Here is a 20566-nt window from a genome sequence, read left to right as displayed (position 1 = left end):
CTAAATTTTGATTTGTTTTTTCTGTCATTTTAAAATTTTAATTTATTAATGTGTTGTTTGTTATTGTTTTAACGCTACCACTACCCATAGAGTAGTAGGGTAGTTCTCTTTAAACTACCCATTAACTACCTTGTTGTATTTTGTAGAAGTTGTAGAAGTTGTAGAGTTTTGTAGGCCTTTAAAAACAGGTGAAAATGATTTTTTTTTCTTGAAAAAAGGATAAAAAATGTTTAAAAAAACTTTACAAAATCAAAATTATTATGAACAAAAAGCTATCTCTATTAGTTTTATTTTTTTCTGGCGTATTACTTCAGGCGCAAGATCGAATTGGAATTGCATTTATTCCAATAAGCTATGATCAAACTACAATCTCTACTTCAGATGCGAGACTCGTACAAGAATACGTACTTAATTCATTTGTTGCAGCCAAGAAATTCTCGGTAGTTGATAGAGAGAAATTAGTAGAATTAGAAAATGAAAAGAAATTACAAAAAACAGAATCTTTTATTGACAGTAAAGCGAGTATTCAAGATGGGGTTAGTAAAGGAGCTAGTTATTTAATAGCTACAAATATATTGAGTTTAAGGCATTCAGAGGTAAATCGTCATGGATGGGAATCATTATTACAGTTGCAAATTAAAGTGTTAGATGTTTCTACAGGAGAAATTTTAGCAACAGAAAACATAAATAGCGAGTTTAAAGAGCCTGAAAAAATAGTAGTAGAATCTCGCCAAAGATATGCTGATAAAAAAGAAATTAAGGCAATAGAACAAAAAGAAGAACGCTTAAAAGCAATTCAGAAACATAAAGAGGATGCTTTTAACTTGGCATTGGAACGTTTGGTAGAGAATGTAGTAAAGTTTTCAAATACCAATTTTCCAGTTTCTTTGGAAATCCTGAGCTGGGATCTTAAGGATAAAAAACAATTTTCCATTGCAGCCGGTAGTAAAATCGGGATGCACAATGGTCAGATGTTAGATGTTGTGCAGGTAACAGAAACTTTAGTTGGAGGAAAAACAATTCAGAGAAATCAAAAAATTGCTCTTGCATGTGTTGTAAAAGTTGATGATGCAAACTTTTCGGAAGCGGTTATCATTTCAACAGAGAAAAATTATAAGAAGGCACGTGAGACAGAGAGCATATTAAAAGTATTAACACGATAATTATTTACATATAAAATTTAAAAACCATGAAAAAAATTTACTTAGCATTAGCAGTTATTGGCCTAGCATTAGGTAGTTGTTCAAAAAAAGTTTATAACCCGTATTCTGATTCTGAGGTTGTTGCGCACCCGACACAAGGGTCAGTAACTTTAAGTGGAAAAGGTGATGAAGTAGAGAATAACAGAAAAGATGAGGGAAAATCCGTAGCAGTTAAACTAGCACATAAAAAAGCACTCCAACAGTTGTTTTATTTTGGATTTACGGGGACAGACTTTAAAAATCCAATGATTCGTGAAGGAAAATCGGTAGAGGATAAACATAAAGCTTACTTTGATGAGTTCTGGAATAAAGGGTATGAGCGCTTTGTTACGAATTCTAGCAGTACTTTTTATGACTGTAAAGGAAGCAAAAAATGCATTAGTGCGGTATCAGTATTTACTGTTAACTACAATATGTTACGTAAAGAGTTTGAAAACAATAAAATAATTAATAAAATAGGTTTCTAATGCATATTTTAAAGAATTACATTAATTACCGTTTTGTATTTATTTTTGTTTTGATCTTTTGTAGTAATTGTTTTTTTGCGCAGGCACCACAAATTGCTGGTACGCAAAGTGATGAATCTACTCGTGCAGCGGCAAAGATTATGGTTGTCCCTTACAATAAACAAAATGAAGATATAAGAACTGTATTGGATGATAATCCTCATATAAGAACAGCAGTTTCTAAAGTAAAGGAGGCATTTGATCAAAGAGGGTGGTCTACTGTTGATTTTGTGGCTAATCTTAGAGCAGCTCAAGCTAATGCTGCATTTACTTCTGATAGACAATCAAATTTTAAATCAGATTTATTAACAACTTCTGGTGCCGATTTTTATGTTCAAGTCGATGTACAAATTACTACTGATGAAAGTGGCACGAATACTGTACTGAACCTTACGGCATTTGAAACACATACAGGTGCAAGTTTTTCTAATAAAACAGGTACTAGTAAGTTTGCAAGCAATGATTATGAAAAACTTATTACGAAAGCTTTTGAACGTATTCAGGAAGAGTTTCTAAATACATTAATGGTTAAAACGGATGAAATACGTGACATTGGTCGTGCCTGTATGGTAGAGTTTAATTTAGATGAAAATGTAGGGATCGATTTTGATAGCCCGATAGCATCTGGCGAATATCTAAACGAGCTTATTGAAGATTGGATTGCAAAAAATGCTTATAAAGGTAGAGCTAATCTAAGTGGCATATTAGAGAATAAAATGCTTTTTGACGAAGTAAGAATACCCCTCTACGATCAGGAAACAAATAAACCTTATAATTTGAATCGATTTGCAACGGAGGTAATTAAGTATCTTAGAAGTAAAGGTGTACAAGCTACCAGAAATATACATGGGCAAAAAATGTATGTCACTATTAAATAGGTTTTTATGAAATTTAAAAGAAATAAAAAAGTTTTGATGGGGCTGTTGTTTTGTTTGTGTTATCAATTTCACGGATTTGGACAAACTAAGGATTACAAGGCAAGTTATACTTTTGACAAGCCAAAGGGGAATCAAATAGCAAGCGAAGAACAATATGAGAATTTGATTGCGATTGTAAAAGACACCTATCCATCAAAGAATCTTTTTTCAAATCAGAGTCCTTTTGTTGTTGTGCCAGCGATTACTATTATCAGCGAAAAGGTCGCTGGTGAAGTCCAGGTTGTAAAAGTTGTAAAACTCGAAATAAGATTGACTGCGCAAGGAAAAGACAATGATTATGTGTATAATAAGTTTACTAAAGTATTTACGTTAACTGCAGATAATGTAAGTAGTGCAATTTCTAAAGCTATATTGTCAATCAGGAATGATCCTAAAATTATAACTTTTTTTGATCAAAGTAATCAGAATATTGTTTCTTTTTACCAAAAGAATTGTAACGTTATTTTGAATACTGTAAAGGTTAATGTTGACAGAAAAGAATATGCAAAAGCATTCGATTATCTGAGGTATGTTCCAGAAACTGTTACTTGTTTCAAAGAAGCAGAAGGAATTATGACTAAAATATTTTTAGATTTTAAAGAAGAAAATTGTCGAAAATTAGTGCAAAATGCTCAGGTTGCAGAGGCGCAAAAAGAGTATAAGACAGCTCTGTTATATTTACAGTTTGTAGATACAAATGTAGGATGCTATACGGACGCTGTTGCACTAGTAAAAAAAATTGGAGCGCGTGTTGATGAAAAAACACTTCGTGATTTCGAAATGGAGAAACTAGTATTTAGTAAGTTGTCAGATCTAAAAAAAATGGAAATTATAGCTAAAGAGGTTGATTATTTTGGTGTTACAATTAATGAGTAAACAGTCTTATTTTTAGATTAGTACGGATAGAAATCAATTATAATTAATTTTATAGATTTAATAAAAATCATACTTTAGGTAATGTTTCAGATATGTGGTGCGTAATTCTTTCAAAACACATTTAGAGACAACTAATAACTTGTAGTAGTTAAAAAAAAACAACCTTCGGGTTGTTTTTTTTGGTTTTATCGCATCTGAGAATAACTTTTTTATTTAGAACTTTAAACCGATTAAAAAATGAATATTAAAGATCATTGTTATTCAAAATACATAATACTTCAGGCAGTATATTTTAAATTAAGATTTGCACTAAATTACCGAAATGTTGAAGAAATAATGAAGATTAGAGGAATGATTGTAGTTCAATTGGTTGCCAAGAATCAGCCTTAAAGTTTTATGCCCCCATATTGTTTATTCATTCTGCATTTATCACTGCAATATTTAACTTCATCCCACACTTTTTCCCATTTCTTTCTCCATGAAAAAGGACGATTACAAACGGGACAAGTTTTAGTGGGCAGATTTTCTTTTTTTACTTTTCGCATTAGAATTGTTACTATTTCAATTACTGGACTTTAATTTCTTCTTTTTTCTGATGCCCCAAATAGCGGTACTTGCCTTTTTTCGGGTCTCTTCAATATCTATTATCGGAAATGGATAATCCTTAACAATTTCACATTCATACAATTGCTGATCAATCAAACCTAATTTCCACGGTTCATGAAGTAGATGCGGGGGAATATAGGAAAGCTCGGGAATCCATTTTTAATAAATATTCCTTCGCTGTCATGTTCTTCAGAGTTTTTAATGGGATTATAAATTCTAATAGTTCCGGTAGCAGTTACACCCACTTGCATTGGTAACCCTTTTGACATTTTAAATTAATTCGTCGATTTCGTCGACTGTAAATAAATCCTGTTTTGGACAATCTATTAATCGCTTAATTTTATTAGGCTCAGTGTCTTCATTAAATTTATAATCGTCAGTGATTTTTCTATCATAAATAATTGCAGTATTAAAAATAAAAAATTACCACAAAACTTTTAATTATGCTTTGGATGAAATGATTCTTCATTGTGAAAGTTAAATTAATATGTTCCAAAAGGAATTTTATTTTACATCAGATTTAAGAAAATCATTTAATAAAGAGTATTCAAACCAAACATCAAATTTAAAATTAATGACTATCTTCATTCAAAATATTTGGATAACGAAAGTATAAAAAGCGATATTGAGGAAGAATTTGGAAAACATGAAGAATCAAAACATAATTATGTTTCAACATTGATTCATAGGAGTATGAATTGGCATTTTATAGATAACCAAAGATTTAATGAAATTAAATCCGACTATCTGGCTAAGTCTTATTTAAATCAAATTAAATTTTAAAAAAAAAGTATAATGAAAAAATTGATTCTAATTTTATTTATCATATATCAGCAATTTGGATATGCTCATAATAATATAACAGAAGTTAAGAAATTAGTAATTACTGCTAAAGTTTGGGGCTTTTTAAAATATTATCATCCAAATGTTGCTGATGGAAGTAAAAATTGGGATGATGAATTACTGCAAATTTTACCACAAATCGAAAAGGCGACAACTACTGCCACATTTTCAAAAGTAATCGAAAATTGGGTAGACTCATTGGGGATTGTGAAAAATGTGAATATTGTTCCTGTAAAAGATATTGTCTATTTTGAACAAAATTTTGATTTATCTTGGATAAATCAAAATGAATTTTTATCTAATGACTTATCTATAAAACTTAAGCATATAGAGACTAATAGATATCAAGGTACGCCATTTTATGTTGGTCAAACCCTAGCGGGCAATATATTTTTAATGAATGAAAATTTTTCCAATTTCACTTGGAAAAAGAAGGATTTACGGATAGTAGCACTTTTTAGATATTGGAATGTAATTGAGTATTTCTATCCTTATAAATATTTAATGGATTATAAGTGGGATATTACTTTAGAACAGATGCTTACTAATTTTATCAATGTAAAGAGCGAAGATGATTTTAAATTGGCAATGCTGAAATTAGTCGTTCGCCTCAATGATACACATGCTACATTTTACTTTAAAACAGATGAAACTATTGGAAAATTTAGAAAATTTCTTCCTGTTAAATGTGTCATTTTAGATGAGAAAATGGTAGTGGTTGAAATTTTAAGTGATTCATTGGCAGAAAGGTATGATATTCAGATAGGGGATGTAATAACTAAAGTAAATAATAAATCAGTGTCACAAATTATTCAGGATGAAAGAAATAATATTAGTGCCTCTAATGAATCTGCATATCTGTTAAATTTGGTTACTAAGATTTCTTCTGGGTATGATGATACTATGAATTTGGAAGTTATTCGTAACAAAATTACGAGTAACAAAACCATTGAATGCTTTGATTATAATATATCACATAGTAATGAATTTAAGAAAACTAAAACAGAAAAATTTCACATATTAGAAGATAATATTGGTTATGTAAACATGGGTAAACTTAATGTGTCTGAAGTGCCTGAAATGATGGATAAGTTTGCAAACACAGAAGCTATAATTTTGGATTCTAGAAATTACCCAAGAGGTACAAATTTAGAAATTTCAAAATATTTAAATTCTAGTTCTAGGGCATTTGCTAAATATACATCTCCAGATTTGAGTTATCCAGGTAAATTTTATTGGAAAAAAGAAATGCATTTTTGTGGTATTGATAACAAAAACAGCTACAAAGGAAAAGTAATAATATTAGTAAACGAAAAGTCGTTAAGTCAATCTGAGTGGGCAACTATGAGTTTTCAAACCGCAGATAATGCTACTGTAATAGGTAGTCAAACAGCAGGTGCAGATGGTAATACGAGCCACATCGATTTTATCAAAGACTTTAATGCTCCCTTTTCAGGAATTGGCGTTTATTATCCTGATGGAAGAGAGACTCAAAGAATTGGAATTATTCCAGATATAGTTGTAAAACGTACTATTTTAGGTATTCAACAAGGAAGAGATGAAATATTAGACAGAGCTGTTCTTTTTATTAAAGAAAAAGGTTAATCGAACAAAATAATAAGATAAAAGGTTATTTTTCATTAATATCCAGTAAAAATATAATTTGCCCCTATTCTATAAAGTTTAGAAATTTAATAATATAGGGTTTGCTTTTTAATTAAAGTTTAACCCTTTTTTCAAATATAGTTAAGAACTGATTGAGGATTAATCACCTGTAGCATCTTAGCATTTTTGACTTTGGAGTCAAAAGTTAGCAAACCTTTGTTTATTGAAGTTTAATAGTTTTAGGTACAATGAGAAATCAGGGTTCTCTCGCATCTGGGAATAACTTTTATCTTTAGAATTTTAAAGCGATCAAAAAATGAGTACTAGAGGTTATTGTAATCCAAAACACATAATTCTTCAGGCTGTGTATTTTAAATTAAGATTTACACTTAGCTATCGTGACGTTGAGGAAATAATGAAGATTAGGGGGGTGATTGTGGATCATGCAACGATTCAGCGTTGGGTATATAAGTTTGCACCTTCACTTGAGGCAGAGATGAAGAAGAGAAAAGGCAGAGTGGGGACGAGTTGGAGATTAGATGAGACTTATATCAAAGTAAAAGGTATTTGGTGTTATTTATATAGAGCAGTAGATAGGGTCTGGTAATACAGTTGATTTCTTATTAACTAAGAGAAGGCAGAGGATGAGTGCCCAGTCATTTCTAATTAAAGCAATTAGTAATAACTACCGGCCAAGAGTAATAAATATTGATAAAAGCGGTTTTAATACCGCAGCAATTAAAGTTTATAACAGGCGTTCTTTCTCAAAGATTAAAATTCGGCGGTGTAAATATCTCAACAATATTGTCGAACAGGATCATCGGTTCATCAAGTGGCGCATCCAAAACGGATTAGGTTTTAAAAGTTTTGAATCGGTCAAACGGACGTTAAGCGGAATTGAAGTTGTACATATGCTAAGAAAGAATCAGATGGTTAGGCCAGGATTATCTATGTTTAAATCATTCTGTAAACTGGTGAGCTAATTTTTAAATTACTTAAATTCTTATATTTGATTCTCGCAGATGCGACAGAGCCGTCTGAAACGTTCATACTTCGTTGTCGACATATTCAAGTGATCTGGTTTGGAAAAAGTTGTAATTTGCAACTTATTTCAAACCTTAATTTGATACATTGTTGATTTGATACATTGTTGATTTGATACATTGTTGATTTGATACATATTCATTACCATATCTTACATAAAATCATTTGTTATATTTATCAGCACATAAATTCAATGTTTATTTTAAGATATTACTCACTTTAATGAAAACTACCTCGCAGTTACTTTATTTTTGTAAATTCGTGCATCTTTAAAAATAAGACAATGAAAACTAAATTTTATCTTCTAATAAGCTTATTGATTTCAACAAATACTTTTTCTCAAGCAGAACAACTGTCGAATGTAACTGTAGGAACTAAGTTTGACATGGTTTACGAGCCTATCACAGTGCAGGCCGAATATTCAAGATCACAAACAATATATTACCCTGATGAGATGCGTTTTAGAGGTACTATCACTTCACTTAAATATTTTCTAGAATTTTCATCTTCTACTTTTGAAAACTCCACTATATGGCGTGTAGCAATAGGTTATACCAATAAAACAGAATTTGCTCAAGGTGATCCCAATATCCCAGATAGTGAACTTACCGAAGTTTTTAATGGTAGAATCAGCGGGTCTGGAAATACTGTCATTTTAACATTCGATAAACCTTTTTACTATGATGGTCGACAAAATCTAGTGATCGATGTACAGGAAATAGAACCTGGAAAAACTGCCAGTCAATTTACAACTTTCAAAGGGGTTAAAAACTACAACAAACCACCTACAAGAACCCGAATGACAATGTCTGGTGGAGCAGCTATATATGAAAACGTTTATGCGTGTACCGAATTTGGAGGATCTTTGGAACGATGCGAACCATTCTATGGGGGTACGTTTAGTATCGTCACTGCTACATCTGTATTGGCAAATTGGCCCAGTAATGTTATATCGCCTGCCTTCCGCTATATGATTCAAAAGTTGGGAGATCCTATGCCAACTACCTATAAAGTTGTTAATGGAAAAAATGTGCTGTTGGAAAATCTGCAACCTGCTACTGGCTATACTTTCTACCGCAAAACGGATTGTGACATTACACCTACTAATTATTACTCTCAGCAGTTTACTACTGGCCCCTATAATCTTAAGGTTCCTACAACCATTACCTTTGACGGTAATAATACATTCGACTATTTTCTGACGGCAAGTAAAACTGTCGGAGTTTACATTTCACCAATTGCGGCTTCAAATTCTGAAAACGGCATACTTTTCAGAGGAACAGATGATGTGATAAAGTCCGGGGAATGGAAAACAACTACCAACGATTCTTGGAATGACAATCCGGCGTTCATTTCAAGAGCTTATTTTACCATTGATTTAACCAATTATACTGGAAATCCGATACTTCAATTTGATCTGAGGCAGACAAAAGATTCCAAATTCAGAATCGCGACAATAACGAACTCAGATTACGCACTAATTTCTGGAGTTTATACATCAACTACCGACAATTCTGACGAATTTAAAACCATAACGATTGATTTATCTGAGTCAAATGGAACTAAATTTGATTTGATTATGCAACATCTTGGTAGATATACCACCGAAGCTTCTCCGTATAATACTGCCTTTGTAGATAATGTAAAACTAATTGAAATGCCAGTTTGTAATCCTCCGCAAAAGATCATAGTCGCAAGGACAGAAAATAGTATAACACTCAATTGGACTTCTGCTGCCGACGAATGGGAAGTGGCATGGGTCGATCACGATATGACTGCTCCAAACTCTGGTACGGTCACAAAAGACAAGTTTTTTACCATTACAGGACTGACAGTTGCCAAATCCTATGATATATATATTAGAAACAAGTATGAAAACAGTTATTGTGAATGGAAGAAAATAATAGAATCGACTAATCCTACTACAGTAAAAGTACCATATCAACAGCTTTTCACAACCGCTACAACTAATTATGCTCCAGAATTACAAGATTTTTCGAGACAATTTTTGTATTCGAATGCATTAAACTTCTATCAAAAACTACAAGGAAATGGCTCAGCTTGGGTTGGTGGATCAACTACTACAGAACAGCAGGCATGGAATGACAACAAGGCTTTCACATCAGGAATTTCTTTTAGAGTTGATGCGACAAACGTAAGTAGTTTGAAATTGGCAATCACAATGAAGCAAAAATATTACTATAGCAAAAATACTTCTTGGTTCAGAGTATTGGTAAACGGAGTCCAACAAGGCTCCAGCCGAAACCCAACTACTTCTTATAATGATGCTTATGTAACATTAAACTATGATTTAACAGCATATGCAGGTACAGCTTTAGATGTTACTTTAGAACATTGTGGCAGGTATATGAATAATTACTATAATAATGCGCCAATGGATCTCACAATGGTAAGTAATGTACAGTTTAGTGGTCAGACTTTGGATACTGAGGATTTTAAACAAAAATCTGGCATAAAGGTATTCCCTATGCCATCTGATGGTTTTATCCATTTCAGTCACACCGAACCTATAGATGAAATAACAGTTTTTGACTTAAAAGGGACAGTATTGATGACAGTTAGTACTAAAGATAAAACGCAGGAAATTACTTTAAATATTGCTTCTTTAGCAACAGGGATATACATCGCAAAAATAAAGAGTAATGGAACCTATCAACATACGAAAATAGTACGTCAATAATGTGACAGAAACATTTGATAAAGTTGAAATTTGAATAGGAGTACAAAAATAAGCTTCATTTAAGTTTAACTTAGTTGTTTTTTTTTAAATATGTTTTTAGAAAATTTGTAGGTTCTGTCGCATCTATGATTAAGTTTTATCTTTGGTTTTTCAAAACTAATAAAAAATGAATACCAAAGGTCATTGTTATCCAAAATACGTAATCCTGCAGGCAGTGTATTTTAAATTAGGATTTACACTTAGCTATCGTGACGTTGAAGAAATAATGAAAATTAGGGGTGTGATTGTTGATCATGCCACGATCCAACGCTGGGTTTATAAGTTTATGCCTTTCATTGAGGCAGAGAGGAAGAATAGAAAAGCCAGAGTGGGGAAGAGTTGGAGAATGGATGAGACGTATATTAAAGTAAAAGGAATTTGGTGTTATTTATATAGAGCAGTAGATAAATTAAGCAATACACTAGACTTTCTTTTGACCAGATAAAGACAGAGAATGAGCACTCAGTCTTTTCTAATTACTGTAGCGATCAGAGTATACAACAAAGGTTCGTTCTCAAAGATTAGAATCAGACAGTGTAAATCAGATGATGATATGGCTCTGGTTGAATATTTTATAAATACAATGCTTTTTTTTAAAGTTTTTTTGTTTAAAAAACAATAAAGAAAGAAAACACTTCATAAAAAACATAAAATTTAAATGTATAAATTTGCTGTTATCAGGAAGTTAAGAAAAAGTGATGAAAAAGATTGTAAAAAATCGGCAGAATGCATTGTTGATCCTAGTAAACTGACTACTTTTGCATCCGCTTTGAGAAACAAGCGATACAGAAATAAAGATAAAGTTCTTAGACATATTGAATTGACAGCCGTTTCGAGAGAGATTTCGAAACAAAGAATAAAGAGTAATAGAATCGCAAGATTTGAATATAACCGATAGAATCTGAAGTCGCAATATAATATAAAAAATATACGATGAAGAGTTTGATCCTGGCTCAGGATGAACGCTAGCGGCAGGCTTAACACATGCAAGTCGAGGGGTATGCTTCTTCGGAAGTAGAGACCGGCGCACGGGTGCGTAACGCGTATGCAATCTACCTTTTACAGAGGGATAGCCCAGAGAAATTTGGATTAATACCTCATAGTATTATAGAATGGCATCATTTTATAATTAAAGTCACAACGGTAAAAGATGAGCATGCGTCCCATTAGCTAGTTGGTAAGGTAACGGCTTACCAAGGCTACGATGGGTAGGGGTCCTGAGAGGGAGATCCCCCACACTGGTACTGAGACACGGACCAGACTCCTACGGGAGGCAGCAGTGAGGAATATTGGACAATGGGCGCAAGCCTGATCCAGCCATGCCGCGTGCAGGATGACGGTCCTATGGATTGTAAACTGCTTTTATACAGGAAGAAACCCTGGTTCGTGAACCAGCTTGACGGTACTGTAAGAATAAGGATCGGCTAACTCCGTGCCAGCAGCCGCGGTAATACGGAGGATCCAAGCGTTATCCGGAATCATTGGGTTTAAAGGGTCCGTAGGCGGTTTAATAAGTCAGTGGTGAAAGCCCATCGCTCAACGGTGGAACGGCCATTGATACTGTTAAACTTGAATTATTAGGAAGTAACTAGAATATGTAGTGTAGCGGTGAAATGCTTAGAGATTACATGGAATACCAATTGCGAAGGCAGGTTACTACTAATTGATTGACGCTGATGGACGAAAGCGTGGGTAGCGAACAGGATTAGATACCCTGGTAGTCCACGCCGTAAACGATGGATACTAGCTGTTGGGAGCAATCTCAGTGGCTAAGCGAAAGTGATAAGTATCCCACCTGGGGAGTACGTTCGCAAGAATGAAACTCAAAGGAATTGACGGGGGCCCGCACAAGCGGTGGAGCATGTGGTTTAATTCGATGATACGCGAGGAACCTTACCAAGGCTTAAATGTAGTTTGACCGATTTGGAAACAGATTTTTCGCAAGACAAATTACAAGGTGCTGCATGGTTGTCGTCAGCTCGTGCCGTGAGGTGTCAGGTTAAGTCCTATAACGAGCGCAACCCCTGTTGTTAGTTGCCAGCGAGTCATGTCGGGAACTCTAACAAGACTGCCAGTGCAAACTGTGAGGAAGGTGGGGATGACGTCAAATCATCACGGCCCTTACGCCTTGGGCTACACACGTGCTACAATGGCCGGTACAGAGAGCAGCCACTGGGCGACCAGGAGCGAATCTATAAAACCGGTCACAGTTCGGATCGGAGTCTGCAACTCGACTCCGTGAAGCTGGAATCGCTAGTAATCGGATATCAGCCATGATCCGGTGAATACGTTCCCGGGCCTTGTACACACCGCCCGTCAAGCCATGGAAGCTGGGGGTGCCTGAAGTCGGTGACCGCAAGGAGCTGCCTAGGGTAAAACTGGTAACTAGGGCTAAGTCGTAACAAGGTAGCCGTACCGGAAGGTGCGGCTGGAACACCTCCTTTCTAGAGCCCTATATGTTAGCAGTAATGCACGTTAGGGAAAGAAGACGAAAGAATTTAAAGGTTCATCTCTAAAGATTATATTACTCTGCTGTTAGTTCAAATAATAAATTTAAGTAAAAACAGAGTCTCGTAGCTCAGCTGGTTAGAGTACTACACTGATAATGTAGGGGTCGGCAGTTCGAGTCTGCCCGGGACTACTATTTAAACTTAAATAAAAGGAAATTTTAGAAGTTGAGCATTTATGAGCGAATTCATAACTCATAATTCATCATCATTTTAAAAATGGGGGATTAGCTCAGCTGGCTAGAGCGCCTGCCTTGCACGCAGGAGGTCAACGGTTCGACTCCGTTATTCTCCACAGATCAATCCCTTAGTTGGGAGCGATAAAAGTTCATTGACATATTGAGATAAGAAAATAATAAAAGTAGAAAGCGTTTTTATTAGCGATAATAAAAACAAAAAAAAACGGTCATATTAATTTATGATTGGTACAATAAGCAAAATAAGGGCGTATGGGGGATGCCTTGGCTCTCAGAGGCGATGAAAGGCGTGATAAGCTGCGAAAAGTTACGGGGATCGGCACACACGAATTGATCCGTAAATACCTGAATGGGGCAACCCACTATGTTGAAGACATAGTACACCGATAGGTGGGCAAACCCGCTGAACTGAAACATCTAAGTAGGCGGAGGAGAAGAAAACAAAAGTGATTCCGTAAGTAGTGGCGAGCGAACGCGGATTAGCCCAAACCAATGTTGTTACGGCAATGTTGGGGTTGTAGGACCACGATATTTGTTGCACAAAGAATTAGAATCTACTGGAAAGTAGAACCACAGAGGGTGATAGTCCCGTATAGGTAATGAGTGTAAATGATAGTGGTATCCTGAGTAGGGCGGGGCACGTGAAACCCTGTCTGAATTTGGCGGGACCATCCGCTAAGGCTAAATACTCCTGAGAGACCGATAGTGAACCAGTACCGTGAGGGAAAGGTGAAAAGAACCGTGAATAACGGAGTGAAATAGATCCTGAAACCATACGCTTACAAGCGGTCGGAGCCCTTTCGTGGGGTGACGGCGTGCCTTTTGCATAATGAGCCTACGAGTTAACGTTGCTGGCAAGGATAAGTGGTTAAGCCACGGATCCGTAGCGAAAGCGAGTCTGAATAGGGCGCTTTAGTCAGTAGTGTTAGACGCGAAACCGTGTGATCTACCCATGGGCAGGTTGAAGCTGTGGTAACACACAGTGGAGGACCGAACCGGTTGACGTTGAAAAGTCTTCGGATGACCTGTGGGTAGGGGTGAAAGGCCAATCAAACTCGGAAATAGCTCGTACTCCCCGAAATGCATTTAGGTGCAGCGTTGTGCATAAAGTTATATAGAGGTAGAGCTACTGATTGGATGCGGGGGCTTCACCGCCTACCAATTCCTGACAAACTCCGAATGCTATATAATGTTTCACAACAGTGAGGGCTTGGGTGCTAAGGTCCAAGTCCGAGAGGGAAAGAACCCAGACCATCAGCTAAGGTCCCCAAATATATGTTAAGTTGAAAGAACGAGGTTTGTCTGCCCAGACAGCTAGGATGTTGGCTTGGAAGCAGCCATTCATTTAAAGAGTGCGTAACAGCTCACTAGTCGAGCGGACGAGCATGGATAATAATCGGGCATAAACATATTACCGAAGCTATGGATTTAGAGTTTACTCTAAGTGGTAGGGGAGCATTCTAACAGGGTTGAAGGTGTGTCGTAAGGCATGCTGGACTGGTTAGAAAAGAAAATGTAGGCATAAGTAACGATAATGCGGGCGAGAAACCCGCACACCGAAAAACTAAGGTTTCCACAGCTATGCTAATCAGCTGTGGGTTAGTCTGGTCCTAAGGCGAACCCGAAAGGGACAGTCGATGGCTAACGGGTTAATATTCCCGTACTACTAATTACTGTGATGGGGTGACGGAGTGATGAAAGCGCCGCGAACTGACGGAATAGTTCGTTGAAGTACCTACCTATAAGATCTGCAGGCAAATCCACAGATTTTGGGGAAATACGATAGTACTCGGAGACTTCGGTTGAAGAGATAGTGCGCCTAAGGGCTTCCAAGAAAAACCTCTAAACTTCAGGTAATTAGTACCAGTACCGTAAACCGACACAGGTAGTTGAGGAGAGAATCCTAAGGTGCTCGAGAGATTCATGGCTAAGGAATTAGGCAAAATAGACCTGTAACTTCGGGAGAAAGGTCGCCAGCAGCAATGCTGGCCGCAGTGAAGAGGTCCAGGCGACTGTTTATCAAAAACACAGGGCTCTGCAAAATCGTAAGATGAAGTATAGGGCCTGACACCTGCCCGGTGCTGGAAGGTTAAGAGGAGATGTTATCTTCGGAGAAGCATTGAATTGAAGCCCCAGTAAACGGCGGCCGTAACTATAACGGTCCTAAGGTAGCGAAATTCCTTGTCGGGTAAGTTCCGACCTGCACGAATGGTGTAACGATCTGGACACTGTCTCAGCCATGAGCTCGGTGAAATTGTAGTAGCGGTGAAGATGCCGCTTACCCGCAGTGGGACGAAAAGACCCTGTGCACCTTTACTATAGCTTAGTATTGACCTTGGATAAATGATGTGTAGGATAGGTTGGAGACTGTGAAGTGGCGTCGCTAGGCGTTGTGGAGTCATTGTTGAAATACAACCCTTTGTTTATCTGAGGCCTAACCCCGTTATTGCGGGGGACATTGCTTGGTGGGTAGTTTGACTGGGGTGGTCGCCTCCAAAAGAGTAACGGAGGCTTCTAAAGGTTCCCTCAGTACGCTTGGTAACCGTGCGTAGAGTGCAATGGCATAAGGGAGCTTGACTGAGAGACATACAGGTCGATCAGGTACGAAAGTAGAGCATAGTGATCCGGTGGTTCCGCATGGAAGGGCCATCGCTCAAAGGATAAAAGGTACGCCGGGGATAACAGGCTGATCTCCCCCAAGAGCTCATATCGACGGGGGGGTTTGGCACCTCGATGTCGGCTCGTCACATCCTGGGGCTGGAGAAGGTCCCAAGGGTTGGGCTGTTCGCCCATTAAAGTGGCACGCGAGCTGGGTTCAGAACGTCGTGAGACAGTTCGGTCTCTATCTACTGTGGGCGCAAGAAATTTGAGTGGATCTGATTCTAGTACGAGAGGACCGAATTGGACAAACCTCTAGTGTATCTGTTGTTCCGCCAGGAGCACCGCAGAGTAGCTACGTTTGGAAGGGATAAGCGCTGAAAGCATATAAGCGCGAAACCCACCACAAGATGAGATTTCTTTTAAGGATCGTGGGAGATGACCACGTTGATAGGCTATAGATGTAAAGGCAGTAATGTCATAGTCGAGTAGTACTAATAATCCGTAAGCTTATGTACGCCTTTTCCCCCGACGCAAGTCGGGGGGAGAAACTTTCTAAAAAATTATTTTTTCTTTATCTCAGTGTGTTAAGATATTATTGTAATTATTAATTATCAATTGTTAATTTTTATTACAAAAGTTGCCTAAAGCAACTAACGACCTTAAGGTGGTTATTGCGGCGGGGCTCACCTCTTCCCATTCCGAACAGAGTAGTTAAGCCCGCCTGCGCAGATGGTACTGCAGTTATGTGGGAGAGTATGTCGTCGCCTTTCTTTAGAATCCTCATCATGAATTTGATGAGGATTTTTTTTTGTTCGTAACTTTTTGGTTGACAAAAAAATACCGCAAAGAGCGCAGTCCCGATAGCTATCGGGATACGCAAAGGTTCGCAAAGTTTAATTAATAGACTTTGCGCTCTTTGCGGTAAAATTATGGTTGTTTTGTGTTTAAACAAAGCCTTTGTGTCTCTGCTACTTTGCGAGAACGAAAGATCAATCCTAAGCTAGTGGAGTTATAAAAAATAAGATCTCATTTAAATCTTTTTAAAAGACATATAATTATTCTTGCTTACCAAGGAATCAATTTAGGTAAATAAGCGTTTTTAGAGTTTTATATTGGGCTTGTATTTGATGATCTGGATTTGTTACGACATTAAAAATTATCTATTAAATTTATAATACTCTAAATCTTGGTGAGAAGTGCCGTTTAATGAGGCAATAATAGAATTCATAGCCATTACACTAAAAGTAATTCCATTTCCGCCAAAGCCTAAAACGTAATGTTCTTTTTTTGAGAATCAGGTTTGCCAAAATAGGGCAGTGCATCCTGAGTTTCTCCAAAGGTACCAGCCCATGAATAATCAATTTTGAAATTTATATCTGGAAAGCATTTTTTAAATTGTTTTAAAAGGTAGCTTTCTTTTCGTGGTAATAGTTTATCCCGTTTTTCGGGGTTGTGAAATTCTTCATCTCCACCACCCATTATAATTCTATTATCGGATGTTGCTCGAAAATATAGATAGGGTTCTGATGTATTCCAATAAATAGCATTCTTAAATACTTCTGGGACTTTTGTAAAACTCTCTGAAGCCAATGCATAAGTACTTTTTAAATCAACTACTTTTTCAGTAAGTGTTTGGGTACTTTCATAACCGCTACAATGAATACTATTTTCGGTTGTAATTGTGAACTTATCTTCTGTTATGGCAAGTGTTTTTCCGTTTTGCTGTTTAAATGCTATGATATTTGTGCGGTCATATATTTGCATTCCTTTTTGTGTGCAATATTTTAAAAGATCATAAGCCAGTTTATAGGGATCCATTACGCCTCCCGACTCAGATTTTATTGCAGCAAAAGCATTTATTCCCTGTTTTTTTAATTCAATTTCATCTAACCATTTTACTTTAAAACCGTTTTCTTTACGTGCTTTAAATTCTCTTTCTAAAAACGGAATATCTTTTTTTACAGAACAAAAATAAACACTCTTTTTAAATTCAAATTGGCAATCACTTTTTATTGAATCTATTATTTTTTTGAGGTCAAAGATTGCTTTTTCACAATTCTTATAACTAGATACTGCACAATCAAAACCTCTTTTTTCTATTAATTGATGTAAAGAAATATCAATTTCATATTACAATAGTGCAGTGCTTGCAGCTGTACTGCCATTACAGATATCACGTTTATCTACAAGAGTTACTTTTTTCCCTTCGGTTATCAATTTATAGGCTATTAATGCTCCAGTAATTCCGCCGCCGATAATTAAAATTGGTGTGCTGATATCAGCATTCAAAGAGGGATAACTTGTATCCATAGCATTTTTGATTGGCCAAAAAGTTTCGGTTGAATGTAGTTTCATGATATTATCTTTTGATACTAATTATTATTACTTTTTTTAGAACTAATAATTTTATTTGAAGCCTAAGTAGAAATGTTTCCTATATTATTTTTTTACATTGTCTTTTTCCTTCGAAGCTTCCTCTTTTTTATCTTTTTCTTTCGCTTTTTCTTTTTCCTTCTCTAATTTTTCATGTTCATCCTTAGCTTTTTTATCTGCTTCTTCTTTTTCTTTTTCCTTTTTTTTGAAATATCCTCTAAACAGGAAATTACTTTTGGCTGCTTCCATGTTTTGGCTAAATCCCTGCGTGCCACTTTCAAGATTGGTAATTGTTTTAGTTAATGTGTTTGCAAGCTTAGGATCGGTCATTAATCTTGATAATGCACCGTCTCCATTATTCATATTATGAGTAAATACGGCAAGCTCCTCGGATATTATTCCTGCATTATCTACACTTTTCTTTACACTTTTCATAATGTCATCCATTTCGATGGCATCTATAGAGGCTATTTTTCCATCATTAGCAATAATTCGGTTAGATTTATTACCTGGAGAAATAGTTAGGACTTTGTCTCCCATTAATCCCTCAGAACCAATACTGGCTCTGGCATCTGTTTTTATAAATTGTCTGACTTCATCTTTGATAATCAGTTTTACTACTACTGACGAATCGTTTATTAATTGTATGTCTTCAACAGTACCTATATTAATTCCTGAGAAACGCACGTTATTACCCACTTGTAAACCACTTACGGTTTTAAAAGTCGATGTTATATGGAATGTCGAACCAAATAAATTTTGTTGTTTTCCAATAAAATAAATGGTTAGCATAAAAAGGATTAAACCTATTGTTACAAACATTCCTAGTTTCCATTTAAATCCAGATTCCTTATTCATAATTTCTTATTGTTAAATGTTTATATAAAAAATGATCTTACCCATTCATCTTCACTTTTTCTAATTCTTCGTATTTTCCTTCGGCATGTATTACGCCATCTTTTAATATCATAACCCGATCGGCCGTTAATTTGGCACAAGACATATCGTGTGTGATGATTATAGATGTTGTCTTGCGTTTCTTTTTGATATCTAATATTAGTTCGCTTATTTCTTTTGATGTAATTGTGTCTAGTCCAGTAGTAGGTTCATCATATAAAATAATTTCTGGTTTTAGAATTAATGTACGGGCAAGACCAATTCGTTTTCGCATACCGCCAGATAATTCTGAGGGCATCTTATCTACAGCATCTTCCAAACCCACACTATCAAGAACATCCATAACTTGGGATTCAATTTCCTGCGCTGTTAATTCTTTAGAATGTCGCTTTAATGTGAATTCTAAATTTTCTCTTACCGACATTGAATCATATAAAGCGCCACTTTGAAAAAGAAAACCAATTTTGACTCTTATTTTATTTAGTTCACTTCTTTTTAATCCAATTATTTCCTCTCCTAAAACACTTATATTTCCTTTATCTGGAATTACCAATCCTACAATACATTTTATTGTAATAGATTTTCCTTCGCCAGATCTTCCTAAAATTACTAAGTCTTCCCCTTTGTTTACAGTGAGATTTACCCCTTTTAAAACATCATTATCGCCAAAAGACTTATGCAAGTCTTTAATCTCGATTACGGGAGTTCGTTTGTTAGGAGTAGTTTTTTTTACTATATTTTCTTGTTCGGTTTTCATACTAAAAGAATAAATCTGTGATTTGTACTGCGAGCATATCTAAAATAAAAATGGTTAATGATGCGGTTACTACAGCCGAATTTGCTGCTTTACCTACGCTCTCGGTACCATTTGAAGCATTAAAACCTTTATAACAGCCTATCATTCCTATAAAAAAACCAAAGAAAAAAGTTTTAATAGTAGCAGGAATGATATCTATAAAGTCTAGTGATTCAAAAACTTGCGAGATGTATCGGTATGCATTTACATCACTATGAATTGTTATTCCGACATAACCACCTAATATTCCGATTGCATCTGCAAAAATCACTAAAATCGGAACCATTAGCGTTGTCGCCAAAATGCGTGTAACTACTAAATATTTAAAGGGATTTATGGCAGCAACTTCCATCGCATCTATTTGTTCTGTTACTTTCATAGAACCTAGTTCGGCTCCAATTCCTGATGAAATTTTCCCAGCACAAATTAATGCTGTAATTACGGGAGCAATTTCTCGAATTAATGATAAAGCGACCATGCCAGGTAACCATGATTCTGCTCCAAAAGTGGCTAATGTAGGTCTTGTTTGTAATGTGAGTACTAATCCCATTATAAAGCCTGTAACAGCCACCAACGGTAACGATTTATATCCCATGAGATAACATTGCCTAAAAAATTCTTTGGTTTCGTAAGGAGGTATAAATACTTCCTTGAAGAACCTTTTAGTAAAAAGCGTTACATCACCTATATCTGTAAATGTATTTTTAAAGTATAAAGTTGGCATAATATATTTTTAATGGTGAAAATTATTTTATATTCTTCCTGAGTATAAAAAATGTAAAAAAATCTTGTGTTTATACTAAAGTATGCCCTTCTTAGAGATTCCTATAATTGAAGATTGGCTGCCTTTAAAAAT

The 20566-nt window shown here is 35.8% G+C and carries 13 protein-coding genes, 2 tRNA genes, 3 rRNA genes and 3 pseudogenes; 15 read left to right on the top strand and 6 right to left on the bottom strand.

Translation table 11 applies throughout. The annotated features are described in order from the left end of the window. Window positions 1-260: 260 nt before the first annotated feature. From EAG11_RS08500 to EAG11_RS21660, 5 genes are all read left to right on the top strand, one after another. Window positions 261-1163, top strand: coding sequence for a CsgG/HfaB family protein (locus EAG11_RS08500; protein ID WP_129538809.1), 903 nt, complete (start codon window positions 261-263; stop codon window positions 1161-1163). 26 nt (window positions 1164-1189) lie between these two features. After that, window positions 1190-1669 carry a hypothetical protein gene (locus EAG11_RS08495; protein WP_129538808.1) on the top strand — a complete coding sequence of 160 codons (480 nt, stop codon included), beginning with the start codon at window positions 1190-1192 and terminating at the stop codon, window positions 1667-1669. Next, complete coding sequence (locus tag EAG11_RS08490; RefSeq protein WP_129538807.1) at window positions 1669-2586, top strand: DUF6175 family protein; 918 nt, start codon at window positions 1669-1671, stop codon at window positions 2584-2586. The genes EAG11_RS08495 and EAG11_RS08490 overlap by 1 nt, the downstream gene beginning before the upstream one ends. 6 nt (window positions 2587-2592) lie before the next feature. Beyond that, the gene (locus tag EAG11_RS08485) at window positions 2593-3501 is read left to right on the top strand and encodes a hypothetical protein (RefSeq protein ID WP_129538806.1); all 909 of its coding nucleotides are present in this window, start codon (window positions 2593-2595) and stop codon (window positions 3499-3501) included. Between the two features lie 237 nt (window positions 3502-3738). Then, complete coding sequence (locus EAG11_RS21660; protein WP_164998676.1) at window positions 3739-3891, top strand: hypothetical protein; 153 nt, start codon at window positions 3739-3741, stop codon at window positions 3889-3891. Here the strand turns inward: EAG11_RS21660 and EAG11_RS08480 are convergent. After that, window positions 3888-4046 carry a DUF2256 domain-containing protein gene (locus EAG11_RS08480; RefSeq protein ID WP_129538805.1) on the bottom strand — a complete coding sequence of 53 codons (159 nt, stop codon included), beginning with the start codon at window positions 4044-4046 and terminating at the stop codon, window positions 3888-3890. The genes EAG11_RS21660 and EAG11_RS08480 overlap by 4 nt on opposite strands. Window positions 4047-4062: 16 nt before the next feature. After that, window positions 4063-4242 (bottom strand): FAD-binding domain-containing protein, encoded by a 180-nt coding sequence (locus tag EAG11_RS22170; protein ID WP_305775268.1) that lies wholly within the window; start codon window positions 4240-4242, stop codon window positions 4063-4065. Window positions 4243-4902: 660 nt separating this feature from the next. Between EAG11_RS22170 and EAG11_RS08470 the strand changes: the two genes are divergently transcribed. The 10 genes and pseudogenes from EAG11_RS08470 (at window position 4903) to rrf (ending at window position 16414) form a co-directional block, all read left to right on the top strand. Beyond that, window positions 4903-6555: a S41 family peptidase gene (locus tag EAG11_RS08470; RefSeq protein ID WP_129538804.1), complete on the top strand. Its 1653-nt coding sequence runs from the start codon at window positions 4903-4905 to the stop codon at window positions 6553-6555. 316 nt (window positions 6556-6871) lie between these two features. Beyond that, window positions 6872-7538 (top strand): IS6 family transposase gene (locus EAG11_RS08465; RefSeq protein ID WP_371414633.1). Its coding sequence is split into 2 segments (ribosomal slippage): window positions 6872-7153 and window positions 7155-7538, totalling 666 coding nucleotides; the frame shifts between segments, so codons are not numbered across the junction. Window positions 7539-7882: 344 nt separating this feature from the next. Continuing rightward, complete coding sequence (locus EAG11_RS08460) at window positions 7883-10300, top strand: T9SS type A sorting domain-containing protein (RefSeq protein WP_129538803.1); 2418 nt, start codon at window positions 7883-7885, stop codon at window positions 10298-10300. Window positions 10301-10466: 166 nt separating this feature from the next. Continuing rightward, window positions 10467-10775 (top strand): annotated as a pseudogene (locus EAG11_RS08455) (IS6 family transposase); the annotation flags it as partial. A gap of 222 nt (window positions 10776-10997) precedes the next feature. Further along, window positions 10998-11237: a hypothetical protein gene (locus tag EAG11_RS08450; RefSeq protein ID WP_129538801.1), complete on the top strand. Its 240-nt coding sequence runs from the start codon at window positions 10998-11000 to the stop codon at window positions 11235-11237. 32 nt (window positions 11238-11269) lie between these two features. Continuing rightward, a 16S ribosomal RNA gene (locus EAG11_RS08445) occupies window positions 11270-12783 on the top strand. Window positions 12784-12906: 123 nt separating this feature from the next. Further along, a tRNA-Ile gene (locus EAG11_RS08440) sits at window positions 12907-12980 on the top strand. Window positions 12981-13067: 87 nt separating this feature from the next. Continuing rightward, a tRNA-Ala gene (locus EAG11_RS08435) sits at window positions 13068-13141 on the top strand. Between the two features lie 133 nt (window positions 13142-13274). Continuing rightward, a 23S ribosomal RNA gene (locus tag EAG11_RS08430) occupies window positions 13275-16159 on the top strand. A 145-nt stretch (window positions 16160-16304) separates the two neighbouring features. Further along, window positions 16305-16414, top strand: a 5S ribosomal RNA gene (gene rrf / locus EAG11_RS08425). Together the 16S, 23S and 5S rRNA genes with 2 tRNA genes alongside form the textbook arrangement of a ribosomal RNA operon. A 496-nt stretch (window positions 16415-16910) precedes the next feature. Here rrf and EAG11_RS08420 read toward each other — a convergent pair. From EAG11_RS08420 to EAG11_RS08405, 4 genes and pseudogenes are all read right to left on the bottom strand, one after another. Further along, window positions 16911-17954, bottom strand: a pseudogene (locus EAG11_RS08420) (NAD(P)/FAD-dependent oxidoreductase). A gap of 129 nt (window positions 17955-18083) precedes the next feature. Next, window positions 18084-18875 carry an MlaD family protein gene (locus tag EAG11_RS08415; RefSeq protein ID WP_129538800.1) on the bottom strand — a complete coding sequence of 264 codons (792 nt, stop codon included), beginning with the start codon at window positions 18873-18875 and terminating at the stop codon, window positions 18084-18086. 20 nt (window positions 18876-18895) lie between these two features. Continuing rightward, window positions 18896-19671, bottom strand: a pseudogene (locus EAG11_RS08410) (ABC transporter ATP-binding protein). A 1-nt stretch (window position 19672) separates the two neighbouring features. Further along, the gene (locus tag EAG11_RS08405; RefSeq protein WP_129538799.1) at window positions 19673-20434 is read right to left on the bottom strand and encodes an ABC transporter permease; all 762 of its coding nucleotides are present in this window, start codon (window positions 20432-20434) and stop codon (window positions 19673-19675) included. Window positions 20435-20566: the final 132 nt, after the last annotated feature.

It is taken from the genome of Flavobacterium sp. 140616W15 (assembly GCF_003668995.1).
In the GTDB taxonomy this organism is placed as follows: Bacteria; Bacteroidota; Bacteroidia; order Flavobacteriales; family Flavobacteriaceae; genus Flavobacterium.
This window is presented reverse-complemented; position numbering and strand designations above follow the sequence as displayed.

Coding starts and splice junctions, on each gene's coding strand:
- EAG11_RS08500 (WP_129538809.1), top strand. CDS start 261: ATGAACAAAAAGCTATCTCTATTAGTTTTATTTTTTTCTGGCGTATTA.
- EAG11_RS08495 (WP_129538808.1), top strand. CDS start 1,190: ATGAAAAAAATTTACTTAGCATTAGCAGTTATTGGCCTAGCATTAGGT.
- EAG11_RS08490 (WP_129538807.1), top strand. CDS start 1,669: ATGCATATTTTAAAGAATTACATTAATTACCGTTTTGTATTTATTTTT.
- EAG11_RS08485 (WP_129538806.1), top strand. CDS start 2,593: ATGAAATTTAAAAGAAATAAAAAAGTTTTGATGGGGCTGTTGTTTTGT.
- EAG11_RS21660 (WP_164998676.1), top strand. CDS start 3,739: ATGAATATTAAAGATCATTGTTATTCAAAATACATAATACTTCAGGCA.
- EAG11_RS08480 (WP_129538805.1), bottom strand. CDS start 4,046: ATGCGAAAAGTAAAAAAAGAAAATCTGCCCACTAAAACTTGTCCCGTT.
- EAG11_RS08470 (WP_129538804.1), top strand. CDS start 4,903: ATGAAAAAATTGATTCTAATTTTATTTATCATATATCAGCAATTTGGA.
- EAG11_RS08460 (WP_129538803.1), top strand. CDS start 7,883: ATGAAAACTAAATTTTATCTTCTAATAAGCTTATTGATTTCAACAAAT.
- EAG11_RS08450 (WP_129538801.1), top strand. CDS start 10,998: ATGTATAAATTTGCTGTTATCAGGAAGTTAAGAAAAAGTGATGAAAAA.
- EAG11_RS08415 (WP_129538800.1), bottom strand. CDS start 18,875: ATGAATAAGGAATCTGGATTTAAATGGAAACTAGGAATGTTTGTAACA.
- EAG11_RS08405 (WP_129538799.1), bottom strand. CDS start 20,434: ATGCCAACTTTATACTTTAAAAATACATTTACAGATATAGGTGATGTA.